The sequence below is a fragment of the Photorhabdus australis DSM 17609 genome (genome assembly GCF_000711895.1).
Lineage (GTDB): Bacteria > Pseudomonadota > Gammaproteobacteria > Enterobacterales > Enterobacteriaceae > Photorhabdus > Photorhabdus australis.
Genome location: NZ_KL543987.1, coordinates 28,972 through 44,322 on the forward strand (window position 1 = coordinate 28,972; position 15,351 = coordinate 44,322).

The following is a 15,351-nucleotide window of genomic DNA, read 5'->3' on the forward strand; positions in this document are numbered from 1 at the left end:
TACTTTTGTAAAGAGAGGAAAATAACGTCCCATTCCCGTTGGGTGAAAAGCTCGGTTGGTGGCTGGAACATAATGGATGCCGGCAGTTTTCCATGATATAGACGGGTTAATGAAAAATCCATAGCTTGCCAACCATGAAACATAACCCCCATGCAACTACCATCATCATGATAAAGAGGGGTTTTTTCAAAAAAATAAGATGACAGAATTTGTTCTTTACCAAATACATGTGTCTCAAGAGAACATACTCTTTCCCCTTTTTCCATCGTTTTTTGGTCGTGAGCAATAAAATTTTCTGCAAACTCAGCGCTATCCCAGGGTAATTCATATTCATAATGCCCTTCATAGTTAAAAGAATTTGAGAAATTCTGAAGAGACTTTAGTGCCTGATTAGCATAGATAAAGCATGAATTTTTGTCTTTTATTCCCCAAGGATCATTACTTTGCTGCAATGTGTTAATTACTTGGGATGAGATGGTTAATTTATTCTTCATATTATCATTCCATTGTTACAGTTTAACCCTTAATATTGGGATTTATAGTCAATTTATTAGCTCTATGCTACCAATAGTGATAAATCTTTCTGGAACATAAAGATCAAATTTATTTTCCTTACAGAAATCTGTTAGTTCTTTATGTTTCGGTAAGTTAAATTTCTGGTAAATAGACTGAATATGATTAACAACATCATCTGTGCTCATCGTTAATTCTTCACTGATGCGTTCTTCATCCACTGAGCGCAGAGTTAAAAAGAGAACTTCCCATTCGGTTTGAGTCAGTATGTCGTTAGGCGGTATAAACTTTAGCGTTGCTGGCAATGTTTTTTCATAATAATAAGAAACAGAAAAATCCTGTGTCTTGTATATATGAAAGGTAACACCAATACAGTCACCCTTTTCATCACAAAGCGGATATTTATTGCAGAGGTAAGTTTGCTTAACCCGATTTTCTCCAACTGGATGCGTTTCTAGTGAAGTGACTCGTTGCATGGTTTGAATAACTTTTTGATCCTGACGGCTAAATTCTTTTTCATATTCCGCAATAGGTGACGGTAATTCACTGACGGAAAGCCCTGTAATATCGAAATCTTCAGGCAGATTGAGTAGTCGATAAAAAGCGGAATTGGCATAAATAAATCTTGACTGGAGATCTTTAGCTCCCCATGGCTCATCACTTCTTTCCCACGTATAAATTAATTGTGGCGTGATATTATTGGGTTTGTTTCTTATGTTTTTCATTGTGATTCCTACACTATTAAATAAGACGTTATTTGAGAGGTTTGTTCGCTGATTATACTTAAAATAGCTTGGATATATAATAGAATATAATAAAGCACTCGTCAAAATACATATATTTATCAATTAAATTATTTATTATTTTGCAAAGAAATGTTCAATGATAATAAATATCACAATTAATATTGTTTTATATGAAAATTATTTGTTTTACTGACTAAGTAGTCAGGTTAATGATTCGGGTTTTTAATCTATTGATCAATAAGTGATCTGTGTCATAAATGTTCCGTCATAAATTGAACAGGCAAGAATTATCTGGATAACAGGTACATATAACATGATGAAATAAAATGAATTATTCCCTTTAGGGTGGAATAATGCTGAGGAAGTGGATCTCATTAAAATAGCATTCAATTAGTTAAATTTTTCTTCTTAAATGTAACATTCTAAGTATCGTAATTCGATAATATTTTTGTTGAATATGGCGGTGGAATTGACTGTTAAGCTCTTTAGGTTGGAAAAGTGGGTTTGAATTTATGCGCATCTTAAATGGCTATACTTAAATAAAGTTAAGGTTATCTGCATTCTTCTGAATTTAATTTTTAAAGAATAATTAAATAGAAAACTTACTTAAAATAGTATAGTTATGAAAGATAAAGTTGCATTTAAAACTCCATTTAAATATCTGTAACAATTTGAGCTTTACCTCATTAATCCTGTGGTTTTTATTAATGGTTTTTTATCTTGATAGCACCGGCGTAATAAAAATTTTAACGAAAAAATTAACCTGATCTCGCTGCGCAGCAACCTGAAGTTTATTGGGTATATATGTTATCTATCGCAAAAGCATTTATAAAAAAATATACCAAAAAAGTTAATTATATTATTATGATGACCTGACAACATATTGAGTAAAGTACGAGTAGTGTTAGGCCAGAGATATTGGCTGATTGTATTTTATAATTATCAATTCTTGCCCTGATGTTGAAAATCGTTGACAAAAAGTAAACGATATAATATGAAAATCATAAATTATATTTATTGATATAAAATTACTCTGTCGAGTCCATACATATCTCATTAGTAATTTAGGTTAATCAAATAACCAATATATACCCAATAGATTTCAAGATGCATCGCGACGGCAAGGGAGCGAATCCCCGGGAGCATAGATAACTATGTGACCGGGGTGAGAGAGTGCAGCCAACAAAGAGGCAACTTGAAAGATAACAGGTATAAAAATACATAAAGTAAACTCGAACATTTATAATAAGAAATGGCCTATGGGTTTAAAATATTTTGGAAGGATAAATGTATCATAACCTTTTTCTTTGCAAAATAGCCTTAATTCAATAGCTGAACTGATTGATAGTTTCTTATAGATACATTCAAAATATTTTTCTACAGTGTGGCATGAAATTTTCATTTCATCGGCGATGCATTTATTACTAATACCGCGACAGAATAGAAAAATGATAATCCATTCTTTCTTTGTTAATATATTGTTAGGTGGCCTAAGCCGAATAGATATAGAGGTATTATTCTTGAGGTAATGAGATACTGCAAAATAGTCTATTTCTTTGGCATGAGATATTATTCCAATACATTGGTTATTTTCATCCATTAGTGGGTATTTGTTACAAAAATAGGATTTAAGCTGTTGACAGCTGCCTTGAGGATAAATCCCAATAGATGATATCCGTTGCATACATTCTAAGACTTTACGATCATGCTGTTCAAAAAGGTGGGCAAAACAATTAAATGGTGTAGGTAATTCCTGATCAGAATATCCGATAACATTAAAATTTTCAGGTAATTTGTTGGCTTTAATAAACATTGTATTTGCATAAATGAAACGTAATTCTTTATCTTTTACAAACCATGGCTCGGAACTTCTGTCCCATGTATTTGTTAACTGAGAGGTAATAATAGACGATTTTTTACATTTACATCCTGGTTGACGCATAAATAACCTTTGAAAAATTATTGAATATGACTATGATATTTGTAAATAAAAATATATTCCAATGAAGCTGGCTATTTCTTCCATTAATAATGGAAAAAGGTGGTATATAGAAACTAGAAATTAATACGTAATTTAATACAGTAAAAATCTTTCTGGGATATAGTGATGAAAATTATTGACTCGACAATATTCTTCTAGTTGTTGGCTAGAGTTAATGCCTATTTTCCGATATATCTGAACCATATGAGATTCAACAGTCTGATAGGTAATATCCAATATCTGTCCAATCTGTTTTTTAGTTTTTTTCTGTAAAAAAAGAAAAATGACATCCCATTCACGCTGAGTAAAAAGATCCGTTGGTGGTTGGAACATAATCGATGCAGGTAATTTGTTGTGATATTGATGCAGACAGGATAATGAGTAGTCTTTTGCCTTCCATCCATGATATATCACTCCCATGCAACTTCCATCATCATGATAAAAAGGTGATTTTTCAAAAAAATAAGATGATAGCGTTTGCGTTTTGCCAAATACATGTGTTTCCAGTGAACATATGCTTTGTCCTTTTTCCATTACTTTTTTATCATGATTAATAAATTCTTCTGCAAATTTAGCACTATCCCAGGGAAGTTCATTTTCATAATGCCCTTCGAAATCAAATGAATTTGAAAAATTCTGAAGAGATTTTAATGCCGGATTACCGTAAATGAAGCATGAATTCTTGTCTTTGATTCCCCAGGGTTCATTACTTACTGTTAATGTGTTAATAATCTGAGGTGATATGGTTACGTCATTTCTCATATTATAATTCCTTTTTTCAATTTTTAGGTGCTAAGTTTTCTATGTTTGAGTTATACAATCAGTCTAATACTTTACTACCATAAATGACAAGTTTTTCGGGAACATAATTATTATCGACATTTTTATTACGAGAATCGCTTAATTATATATTCCATTGTGGGTTACATTTAGGGTAAACCGGGCCAATATAATTAACAGTATCTTATTCTGCAAGAGGAAATAATTACTTATCAATTAAAAGATTCTGTACTATTGTCCTATTAAGACAGATTGAACGGTTGTGGAAAATAAGGTGGGTATATTTGACATGGCAGTTTTTAATTATTTAACTGATTTGTTTACTGATTACAATTAATTTATGTAAAAGTAAAGTCTTATTACTATTTGAAAAATTGATTTTAAATATAAGTGAATGTAACTATGAGGTATTATTCATAGATGTAAACTATTTAATTTCATTGAGTAAGGAAGAAGTGCTCTTTTTTTAAGATAAATTGAACATTTAAAGAAATAAACTATCTAATGAATATGCTATTGATGATGAGGTGTTTTATGAGCATATTCGTTCGTCTTGGATTGACAGAAGAAACAAGTTTAATGCCATGACTTGATTAATACCCTATTTTTCATTACCACAGCAATAATTAGGAATGAAAATAGGGGGATTTTCAGGTATTTTGTTGTGAAATATACAGAGGAAAAATCTTGGTAAAGGGAATGAACAGAATAAACTATAAACACTGGTTAGGGGTGATGAATGCAGGGCTGGAATATTTATTGGTCAGTAGTGATGTGCCAAATTGTGTTTTCGTGTGCTAATTTAGCGAGTACCCAGATTATTATTTTGATAAGGTAGGTAAAAGCCTATGTATGAAAATAAATTGAGTCAATTTATTGTAGATTATATTGAAAGTATTAAACGGTTAAAGCTGGCGGTTTTTGATAAAAATGAGGAAAAGAAACTGGCAAAGCTAACCGCTATGGAGGATATTACGCTAGTTAAGCAAGAGTTAGCTGAAAAGCGCAAGAAACAAGAAGAGTTGTATGAAGTTAGAAATTGGCTGAATAATGCTGCAAACCATGCAAAAAAAATCAGTCGAGCGACACATGTTCCGAAATATACTCATAGTAATGCAAAAGGAAGTAGTATTTTTTCAGTATTGCCAAATGCAAGAGAAAATACTCAGTATCTTTCTACTTCTGCCTTGTATAAACCAGCAATCGACATAGTAGCGAATGCGGAATATCTTAATGTCGTAAAATTTCTGCAAACAGAATACCAAGAAGATTCATTGTTGAAGTGCTTGAATAGGGGGGATTATTCGGCATTGGCTGAATTGGCGGAAAATGAACAGCAACTTGAACAGTGGGTAAGTGGATTTCGGCAAGCTCTGGCAGATGAAACGCTTTCCTCTCATAAACTAGCAAAACAGCTTTATTTCCCGGTAAATAGTGAATGTGACGAATATCATTTATTAGGTCCGCTATTTTCATCATCTTTGGCAGACGCTATGTATCAGCGTATCATTAAAACTCGCTTTGGTGAATTATCCAAGGAAATTAATAAAGCCAAAAAAGAGGAAAGTTGGCATCCAGGAACCAGAGTGATTTACCCCAATACTGTAGTACAAAAATTTGGTGGTGCTAAGCCACAAAATATCTCTTATCTTAACAGTGTACGACGTGGGAATATTTGGCTTTTATCTTGTGCTTCGCCCAATTGGCTAAATATTACCAGACCTCCTATGGAGCGAAAGTCTATTTTTGAACGGCGTAGTGAGTTTGTCTCATTAGTTCGTGAAACTACCCGAAAAATGCAGAAATATTTATTTGTTGTTCAAAATATCGAAAATAATAGAAAGATTAGAAAACTTCGTCAAGAATTTGTCGATCAAGTTATTGATATTTTATTTAACTATGTTGCTGGTATACAAAATCTGTTTGAAATTAAAGGCTGGAGTGCCAGTGATGATTGTGAGTTAAAACGAGCTCAACAGCTTTGGCTTGATCCTTATCGTTGTCAACTGGATAAAGAGTTCCGATCTGAACGTGAAAGAGGTGACTGGCAAAAAGAAATAGTCGCCGATTTTAGTTACTGGTTGAATCAGAATTTAAAGCATGAACGGTTAGAAATGGAATTATCTGAGTGTCATGAATGGGCCTCTGTGTTTAAAAAACGCCTACGTGAATTTGAAGATGAATTACCAGAAGTACCGTTATGAGTTATTTGATTGTTTTACTCTGTGTTAAAACATGATGATTCTCAGGTAGCAGTGATTGATGCTTGGTTTGATTTTTTTACTATTAATATGTGGGCGTATTCCTACACAAGAGAATAAGCAACCTGAAATTGGTGATCCGGAATATTGGGAATATGTTCTCAAACCAGATTCTGGATATTTAGTTCCTCTACTGACAGGTTATCAGGCAATATTGCCGTTATACTCTGCTGAGCAAGTGGAGAAAACTCGAGATCTCAATATCCCATATTGCTTTGTAGAAGCAATCTATGGGGTAGGTGAATGGAAAAGCCCGCACCGTATTAATGATATTCTGTTGTTTGTCAAACAAGGGCTAATAGAAGACAACTCAACGTTAGACGTTTTCAGCTCTTATGGATTAAGTTCATCCGCTACCGTTCCTTTGGTTTTGACCCTTTTTTAGCGACTAATTATAACTTATTGATTTTATTAAGGGATTGGCCACTGCTAATAAAAAGGGTTTTTTCCGCTTTTTATAACTATGTTTTTAATAATCAGTAGGTTATAATTGTTTCCTAACTGTTCACTGCCGCACAGGCAGCTTAGAAACGGATAGCCAGGGCTATTACGACACAACACACGTTCACTGCCGCACAGGCAGCTTAGAAACAGACAAATTCTGGGTTATTGTATTGATTAACGTTCACTGCCGCACAGGCAGCTTAGAAATTCAAACGTCCCTGCTTGCGTTCCAGCATCTGGTTCACTGCCGCACAGGCAGCTTAGAAAACTTGCAGATTGTCCAAATAAAATGTTGATCGGTTCACTGCCGCACAGGCAGCTTAGAAAAGCTTGATCTACGTAGTACTTATTGTAATGAAAGTTCACTGCCGCACAGGCAGCTTAGAAAACAAAAGCTGCCGCTGAAGCTGCTCAGGTCATGTTCACTGCCGCACAGGCAGCTTAGAAATTAGTTTTGCGTTCCATTGCGTTTTCCATACGGTTCACTGCCGCACAGGCAGCTTAGAAAGCACTGCGTAAAGCATCAAACAATGAGTCATTGTTCACTGCCGCACAGGCAGCTTAGAAATTAGTTTTGCGTTCCATTGCGTTTTCCATACGGTTCACTGCCGCACAGGCAGCTTAGAAAGCACTGCGTAAAGCATCAAACAATGAGTCATTGTTCACTGCCGCACAGGCAGCTTAGAAATTAGCAATGTTCAAGCAATCATCGTACATCTTGTTCACTGCCGCACAGGCAGCTTAGAAATCTCACCCTAGCTGTACTGTTCCCTAAAACACGTTCACTGCCGCACAGGCAGCTTAGAAAGATTGATCCCCACGGCGCGACGAATCTGTCTCGTTCACTGCCGCACAGGCAGCTTAGAAAATACACTGATATTCCACTCGGCACACTGGCAGGTTCACTGCCGCACAGGCAGCTTAGAAATCTCTCAAGGCGAGACAAGTTACCGACATCGCGTTCACTGCCGCACAGGCAGCTTAGAAAGTTCAGGCGCATCGAATTGCGCAAATCAGTCAGTTCACTGCCGCACAGGCAGCTTAGAAACTGATGTTTCCACTCTGACGGGGCTATCAACACGTTCACTGCCGCACAGGCAGCTTAGAAAAGGGTACATAATCGGAATACGTGCCCCGTTTTGTTCACTGCCGCACAGGCAGCTTAGAAAAAGTACGAATTTCTGCACATCAATGACGACAGCATTTGCCGTTTTTTCAATGAAATAAGAAAGTCTTATCCTGACTATCATCAAAAAATTCATCTTATTGTGGATGGGGCGGGTTACAACAAAGCGCATCTGGTGAAGGACTGGGCTTATATCAGCAATATTGAGTTACATTACCTTCCTCCCTACAGCCCCAATTTAAACCCGATAGAGCGATTATGGAAGGTCATGAATGAACAGGTTCGAAATAACCGTTATTTCGCTAATAAACAGGAATTTCGAGACAAAGTGTTCAAATTTTTCACCACAACGCTACCGGATATAGCGGACTCGCTGACATCGAGAATTAATGACCATTTTCAGGTGCTAAAAACTGCATCTTGAAGTTTCTTGGGTATAGATATAAAGACACATAGATTGTATGTCTAGTTATTTGAGAGAACATAATTCTTGTTTAACTTTTTCATCCAATCTTGGGTTTTTAATAACAACTCGCCCACCAGAGTTAATTTTATCTGCCCATTCTGCAACTTTTTTAGTGAATTGATGTTCCCAATTATTATCATTTCCAAATAAAAATATGTCATAAGAAGTTAACTCGTTTTCTTCCTTACTTGAGAAACTTCAAAATTTCTTTTATGTAACTTTCATCTGAAGGGTGAGGAAGAGATCTGGATGGATATAAACTATTAAATTTTCCTAGTGCTCTGTTTAAGATAGGTTTCATATGTTGCTCTTTATCAAGAAAAAAGTAATTTTATATTTTACCAAGTATTGTACTAATCCAACATAATATTGATATTACACCATAAAAACAGTATTCAAGATAGTTGTTCATTATTTTAACAGTTTAAATAGCGATTACAATAAATCTTAAATAAGATTGGGGTAGCAACTCCCTTGTAGAGCGGAGCAGGGTAACCACGAGAACGTTTTTAGAACAATATCAAGACAAAAAACATACAAATAGTTTGAGAATGATATTGCTGGGCTTTATATTGATATCGCCGCCACCAGTTTGACCAATATAAAATCTGTTTTAGAGTTTCTCCTACCTTTCCCATCAGTTTTGACAACAACTTACACAGTTCCGATACACTCAGGGCTACCCGCCCCTCAGGCGTTTTTTCTCCTATATCCATAAAACCGGCAGAACTGCATGAGCCAATTAATGATAGGCAACTCAACTCACGCAGACTCTATCCTGTATCGTCTGGTTCACAGCAGTATCAAGATAGAACTTAAAGGCGAATCTATGCGAAAATATAAAGCGCGTTGACCGATGGAGATCAGTAAAGTTAAATTAAAAACGGTTCTGTGAAAGTGATATGAACTGATTTCCATCAATGTTATAAGGTGATCTCTATGATGGTAATATGTACTGACATCTAATAATCCTCGTGAAGTTCAATATATAGAGTTATAGTTACAGCTGTAGACCCTTGGTAAAGGGTCTACAGCAAATTATCTAAAAGTTGTTCGATATTACAGAGAAGATACCTTTTTTCTCAATGTAGAAACCCAATTCATCATATGGGTTTCCATAAGCTGATGCTGATAACCAGTTAAGACTTGTAATTAAAATATGATCATTATCCCAAGATAGTATCTTTGCATGAGAAATAGGATCTTTCTTTTTTTCTAAAGCAATTCCATTTGTTCTTAGTGAATTTCTTATTTCTTCAAGTTGCTGAGTATTTATTCCTCCACTAAGAGATGAATAACTTTTGCATGTGAGCCAGTTGGATCTGAATGTATAGTGAAAAGTGAAGTTAGGCCAAGCTTTACTATTTCTTCTCTATAAACAGAAAGTCCACTAAGAAATTGATTATAACTTCCTATATTTCTCTCATCGTCAGGTTCTTCTTGTCCCCATAGTATATCAACTTGTACACCTCTTTGAGCAGAATAAACTAATTTTTGAAAAATCATTTGAAAGTTCTTTAACTGTATAAAGGTCGAGTGTATGATAATTCTGCTTATAGCATTATCGAACATATCTATCAAATGATCACGATGGCTTTCTGCTCCGGATATTATACTAAATTCACTTTCATCAATGAAATGCTCTTCAAATCGATTCTCATGGGGTTCGGTATTATATTTACTTAACTTTGAGATATTATTGGAAAAAACTTTTTGTTTTGATTCATCCAATGAAGCTATTATATCTTTTGCAATAATTTCTTCATTATTTACTAGAAGGTGTGATTGCGGGGAAGTAATTACATTCATTAATTCGACATGATTTTCGAGCATGTCCAAAGTATTAGCATGTCTTGTGATTTGTCGTAATGTTCCTTCAAGGGAATCAGGGACAATGAAAAACTCTTTCCATTCCGGAAGTGGTTTTTTTGATATAAAACTGTAAATATCTTGTTTGTTAGCGTCATTTTCATAGCCATAAAACTCTAAAAGAATTTCATCATCGACTTTACTGAAGTCTTTGTTATTCACAAGACTCCAGGATAGTTTGTCATTATTGTCACTACTGTTTATAATTTTCTCAAGCCTTACTGAAGGCGATTCTATACCAAGTGATTTTGATAATTCTTCAGTTGCTTCATCGTGCCTTGGCACAAATTTTAAAATCCATGAGCTAACATTATCTGGCTCACTGTCTTCACTAATGTTGTCCACAGGGAAAATCTCGGCCTTGGCATATGCGATATTAGCAATATGTACGGCTGTTAATCCTTCTAATAATTTTAGATGATTTTCATTCCTTTTGTTCTTGTCTTTACCTGTTTCTGCGAATACAAGATTCCATGGTATTAAATTTAGTGAGTCATCATTATTACTTAAGAATTTTCTAGCTTCATAGTGAGTAAAGCAAGAAATGTTATTGCTATTGATTTCAATATAATTTTCTTTATTGAAAAATCTAGCTGGCAGCTCTAAATATGCATATTGAGAATATCCTAATTCCCATGTTTTATCTTTAGTTCGATGATCTGGTTGGAATGGAGTGAGAACATAACAGAGTTCTTTTCCCTTCAATATTACTTCGTGTAGGTTCGTTTCTAAAGTATTTACAAATAACACAGGTGAATCAGATAGATCATCACACACAAAATCCTTTATTATTTCAGAGTCATCTCTTGAGATTGTGAAATTATTTTTATCATAGAATGTCTTTTGTATGCAGTGAAACAAATCTTTTTTTTCTTTGTTATTATTTGTTTGCTCATATTTAGTATTTATTGCTACTCCATGTATATTTTTTGTTTTTTTATAAAATTCGGTAAGCTCATTAATTATACGATCAATAGAATGTAGAATTTCTTTTTCACTAAGAAGTTCTTTAATAGCATTTTGTTGTATAGGTTGGATACCCAAAAGACTTCGAATTATTGTTACTTCACTTATTGTTAAATCGTGATTGGATATGAAGTGTTCTGCCGAGAAACTAAGATTTTTGATCTGACTTAAATCTATTTTTAGAAATTTTGATATCAATATTCCCAAGTCGATCCAGTCTGTAGCAAAAGTTGATATTTTTCTTTGCTCACCTACTGGTTTTATTTTAGAAGTGGTGAGAGTTGGCATCCGTATTGACCACTCAAAACCGGTTAGTTGAAAATCATTATAATCATCATATTCATATTCATATTCATATGTAAGAATCGAGTTTTCATCTAAATGACGATGCAATAATCCTTGCGCGTGAAGTAAACCGATAGCATTTGTAATTCTACATATATTTTTCCAGAATCTTATTCTAACCGTTGGATCTTTTAATCGAGTCAACCAGTGACTATTTCTGGAAGGGATGATGTTTTTCTATTGAGCAAATAAGATGCCGGAACTCTTCCGTCAGAGTTCAGAACAAGATAGAAGCCTTCATTCGTTTTTAACGGAAATGGGAAAACGGGAAGGAATAACAAACAATGAATTCATTATGTCTATTGTAAGTGGATGGGGGTTTAAAGAACACGAGTTTAATAAAGAAAACCTGGATTCATTATTAGATAATTATCCCCAAGCTTTTGAAGCAATAATAACCACATATTGTAATTCTCTTGGTTTATTTAGAGAAAAAAAACTAATTGCAGTTGCGCGAGCATTATATACAAAACCTCCATCTGAATTTGAATTAGAAATGCTGGGTGATATCGCTGATGATGTTGAAGTTTTGCCGGATGTATGGGAGTCATTTTTAACATTTCAAGCCATGTCTACGCAATGGAGAATGGGCGCTGCGGGTGCAACGGGACTTGATTACAATGTTTTACATTCAGTCATGGATTTAATTGGTGTAAATGACCGCGCAACTGTGTTTAATGATATTAGAGTGATGGAGCGTGAAGCTCTGATAATCATGCATTCAGAAAATAGTTAATGAGCCTCGGTATTCACTGAGGCTTTCTTTTATGTGCTTCACACGCACGAATCAGATAAAACCCAGAACCTTTTCACAAATGCACCCTTGAGGACTCTGCCAGTGGTTGGCTGCCTTCTGGGGCTGGTATTCCTGTGTGACAAGGGTTATCCCATTCGTTTTAATGATGAGGGATGGATTAATGCAACGCTAGCAGCAGACAAATTTGAGAAATATCCCAATGATTGGCTAAGACTTCCTGAAACATCATCGTATATTCAAGCGCTTGAACGTAGATACGGGAAAATCCCGTATGTAAAAACAAGCAGGGCAAGAAAGGATAGAGGTGGCGGAACGTGGCTTCATCCGCGCGGATTGTCGAACAGATGGAATATTTGGGCGTGGTAACCATCCTAGGAGTAAATGGAAATAGAGAAGTATTGGGGCCGCCAGTTGATATTCGTCCGTATGAAGAAAAATCAGATGAAGTGAAAATATCACCGTTTGAACATGAACGTATGCTTGAAGCAATAACAAGTAAGAAAATTGTCATATGGTTAATGGATACAGGTAAATATAGTGAAGATGGAACGAAAATCCTCATAGTTAATTCATTTTCACCGTTTGAATATTTAGCAAATAAGCAGAAAAGGGACAAGGAGTTAAATAATGATATAAATGGTGATCTTCTGCGGGGCTATCGATTTACAGCAACCATGCAGGTTAGAACCCCTTTAAAGGTACTTACTCAGCATGGAAGGATAGAGTGTAAGGCGGCGCATAAATTGCCTAAAATAGTTAAGGAGGACTGGCAGGGGATATGGGCTCCAGAGGCCAAGAAATGGAAAGATATAGGGATAGATATGCCTGAAATGCCCGAGGAACTATGGCATCCCAAGTTGGACAAATCCCAAGGGACGGGGGAGATTACTTAAGATTTCTTATTTATGTTAACAACATTAAGGAATCGAAGGCCAGTCGAGAAGAAAAATATCAGTATATTCAGCTAGGGCGTCATATGTATGGGCAAGATGGAATGCCTTTTGCTGAACATATTGATCAAGTAACGTTCTGGTAATGCAATCCACATGATGTACTGTGACGCCAAAGCTTGGGCGGTGCCTTGCACTTGTGATTGTAGATTAAGCCGTCCTTGGCTTGGTGGGGGTTAGAATGGGCAGTTAGAGATTCTCAGGCTGTGCAATACCAGCCAATTATCCAGTTGAATTTGTTTAATCTGAATGTGCTCGGTCGCTTTTTCCAAGATTCGTCTTGCATTGTTGGCGCACCTGATGGAATTGCGGGGATACTCATAATATGTTGCAGTAATATCACAGAAATGAATTATCTATTTTAATTTAAAGTAGAAATTATTTCGTTAATTAATCAATTTTAATTTCATAGCCTAGATTCACGCGGAAAGCCCTATGCAACTTTTGCATCGGGGCTTTTGCGCATGGATTTTTCTAAATTTCATCTAATCAACAAAAGAAAAAAGCCAGTATTTTCGCTACTGGCTTTTTATGGAACCTTGTTAAGGGGAAAATAAATATGTTTGATGTGAATGTAGCAAATCAGGGATCAGTTGTCACGTGTCAAGGTGTAAATATGCCTGTGATTACCTATCAAGATAAGCGTGTCATTACTACTGAGCTTTTAGCTAAAGGGTATGGTACGAATACCAAACATATTCAGCAAAACTTCACTAGAAACGAAGATCGATTCATTGAGGGTAAACATTATTTTCGTTTGGAAGGTGAGGAGTTAAAGGTATTTAAGAACTTACCTTCTTTAAGAGGAGTAGTTGATAAAAGGGCACCAAAGTTGGTTTTATGGACCGAAAGAGATGCATCACGCCACGCTAAGATGCTTGAAACCGATCAGGCTTGGGATTATTACGAGCTTCTGGAAGAAACCTATTTCCGTGTCCGTAGTGAAATGCCTCAGATGAGATTACCCAATAATTACATTGAGGCACTGGAATCTCTTTTGGAATCAGAAAAAGAGAAAGCTGTTATCACGGCGGAACGTGATAAGGCCATCGAAACAAAAGCATGGATTGGTCATAAGAGAGAGGCGACGGCAATGGCTACTGCGTCGGCTGCGGTTCGGGAACGAAATAAGCTGGCTGATCTTTTAGGTCAAAGTAAAAATCAGGCAACCATTTTAACAGTTGAAAGAATCACTAAGCGAAAATTTAAGTGGCAATCTCTTAAAAATGGTGTGAGGAAAATAAAGTTGAGCCCAATATAGTGCCTGATGATCGTTACGGTACTGTGAAATCATGGCCTGCCGAAGCTTGGTTGGCGGTGCATGATGTTGATTTATCTAAATTGTTCTCATAACCATTATCCAGCCACATAACCCTAGCGCAAGGATGGCAAATTTAAAATATACCCACATGATATATAATGCTATATGTGCGCCATTGACTTATCCCAACAAAGCGTATATTATCACCAAAATGTACACCAATGGCGCACTAAGACATGATATTTATTGAAACCCATATCTTCACTGAAGATTGTAAAGAGTTGTTAAGTGACGATGAATATCGTGAATTTCAGCAATATCTCGCAGACAATCCTATTGCTGGTGATGTTATCCAACACACTGGTGGCTTACGTAAAGTCAGATGGGCATCTAGGGGTAAAGGTAAGCGGAGTGGTGTGCGTATTATTTATTACTATAAAGTAGATGTCTCACACATCAGACTGTTACTGATTTACAAAAAAGGTATCAAGGATGACCTTAGTGAATCAGAAAAGAAAGTCTTGAGAGCACTAAATGAGGGGTGGTAACAATGGATAGTAAGTTATTTTCCAGGCTAACTGAAAGCATGACACAGATGAACGAAATTATTAATGGCGAGCGTGCTGCCTCTCGTGAAACTCACGTTGAAGCAGTAAAAGTAAAGAATATTCGCCAGGCAACGGGTTTAACTCAGACTGGTTTTGCTAAGTTAATTTCCGTTAATGTAGGAACTCTGCGAAACTGGGAACAGGGAAGGCGTGAGCCAACCGGACCAGCAAAAGCCCTGTTGAAGGCAATAGAGAAAGATCCGGTTCATGTTTTAAAGGCGTTATCTATGTAAATAGAGCGCATAGGAATTCCTCAGCCTCGTTTCAGCGAGGCTTTT

The 15,351-nt window shown here is 35.8% G+C and carries 11 protein-coding genes, 4 pseudogenes and 1 CRISPR repeat array; of the genes and pseudogenes, 9 read left to right on the forward strand and 6 right to left on the reverse strand.

Annotation, left to right across the window (positions count from 1 at the left end):
- The 4 genes from BO26_RS20030 to BO26_RS20045 all read right to left on the reverse strand — a co-directional run.
- The coding region (locus tag BO26_RS20030; RefSeq protein WP_036774576.1) for a PAS domain-containing protein at positions 1-494 on the reverse strand (494 nt) is incomplete at its 3' end.
- A 48-nt stretch (positions 495-542) separates the two neighbouring features.
- Positions 543-1,238, reverse strand: coding sequence for a PAS domain-containing protein (locus tag BO26_RS20035; RefSeq protein ID WP_036774578.1), 696 nt, complete (start codon positions 1,236-1,238; stop codon positions 543-545).
- Positions 1,239-2,499: 1,261 nt separating this feature from the next.
- A complete protein-coding gene (locus BO26_RS20040) occupies positions 2,500-3,201 on the reverse strand; it encodes a helix-turn-helix transcriptional regulator (RefSeq protein ID WP_036774579.1) in 702 nt (233 codons plus the stop codon).
- Between the two features lie 132 nt (positions 3,202-3,333).
- A complete protein-coding gene (locus BO26_RS20045) occupies positions 3,334-4,002 on the reverse strand; it encodes a PAS and helix-turn-helix domain-containing protein (protein ID WP_036774580.1) in 669 nt (222 codons plus the stop codon).
- Between the two features lie 866 nt (positions 4,003-4,868).
- On the opposite strand from BO26_RS20045, the gene csy1 reads away from it, so the two are divergent.
- The 3 genes and pseudogenes from csy1 to BO26_RS20060 all read left to right on the forward strand — a co-directional run.
- On the forward strand, positions 4,869-6,224 hold the full coding sequence (csy1, locus tag BO26_RS20050; protein WP_036774582.1) for a type I-F CRISPR-associated protein Csy1: 1,356 nt from the start codon (positions 4,869-4,871) through the stop codon (positions 6,222-6,224).
- A 58-nt stretch (positions 6,225-6,282) separates the two neighbouring features.
- A complete protein-coding gene (locus BO26_RS24540) occupies positions 6,283-6,666 on the forward strand; it encodes a type I-F CRISPR-associated endoribonuclease Cas6/Csy4 (protein ID WP_036774584.1) in 384 nt (127 codons plus the stop codon).
- 118 nt (positions 6,667-6,784) lie between these two features.
- A CRISPR array of direct repeats spans positions 6,785-7,894; the repeat unit is 28 nt; unit sequence GTTCACTGCCGCACAGGCAGCTTAGAAA.
- A 6-nt stretch (positions 7,895-7,900) separates the two neighbouring features.
- Positions 7,901-8,275 (forward strand): annotated as a pseudogene (locus BO26_RS20060) (IS630 family transposase); the annotation flags it as partial.
- A gap of 45 nt (positions 8,276-8,320) precedes the next feature.
- On the opposite strand, the pseudogene BO26_RS24735 reads toward BO26_RS20060, so the two are convergent.
- Positions 8,321-8,479: pseudogene (locus BO26_RS24735) on the reverse strand (DUF1889 family protein); the annotation flags it as partial.
- A 1,110-nt stretch (positions 8,480-9,589) separates the two neighbouring features.
- A complete protein-coding gene (locus BO26_RS24355; protein ID WP_236637661.1) occupies positions 9,590-11,641 on the reverse strand; it encodes a phospholipase D-like domain-containing protein in 2,052 nt (683 codons plus the stop codon).
- Positions 11,642-11,690: 49 nt separating this feature from the next.
- On the opposite strand from BO26_RS24355, the gene BO26_RS24545 reads away from it, so the two are divergent.
- The 6 genes and pseudogenes from BO26_RS24545 (at position 11,691) to BO26_RS20110 (ending at position 15,306) form a co-directional block, all read left to right on the forward strand.
- Entirely contained in the window at positions 11,691-12,233 is a 543-nt protein-coding gene (locus tag BO26_RS24545) for a phage tail assembly chaperone (RefSeq protein WP_081861958.1), read from the forward strand.
- 102 nt (positions 12,234-12,335) lie between these two features.
- A pseudogene (locus tag BO26_RS20085) lies at positions 12,336-12,524 on the forward strand (KilA-N domain-containing protein); the annotation flags it as partial.
- Positions 12,525-12,577: 53 nt separating this feature from the next.
- Positions 12,578-12,664 (forward strand): annotated as a pseudogene (locus BO26_RS24740) (DNA translocase FtsK); the annotation flags it as partial.
- Positions 12,665-13,763: 1,099 nt separating this feature from the next.
- Complete coding sequence (locus BO26_RS21740) at positions 13,764-14,465, forward strand: ORF6N domain-containing protein (RefSeq protein ID WP_051691081.1); 702 nt, start codon at positions 13,764-13,766, stop codon at positions 14,463-14,465.
- A 236-nt stretch (positions 14,466-14,701) separates the two neighbouring features.
- The gene (locus BO26_RS20105) at positions 14,702-15,013 is read left to right on the forward strand and encodes a type II toxin-antitoxin system RelE/ParE family toxin (RefSeq protein ID WP_036774586.1); all 312 of its coding nucleotides are present in this window, start codon (positions 14,702-14,704) and stop codon (positions 15,011-15,013) included.
- 2 nt (positions 15,014-15,015) lie between these two features.
- Positions 15,016-15,306, forward strand: a complete 291-nt coding sequence (locus tag BO26_RS20110; protein ID WP_011146759.1) for a helix-turn-helix domain-containing protein — start codon at positions 15,016-15,018, stop codon at positions 15,304-15,306.
- Positions 15,307-15,351: the final 45 nt, after the last annotated feature.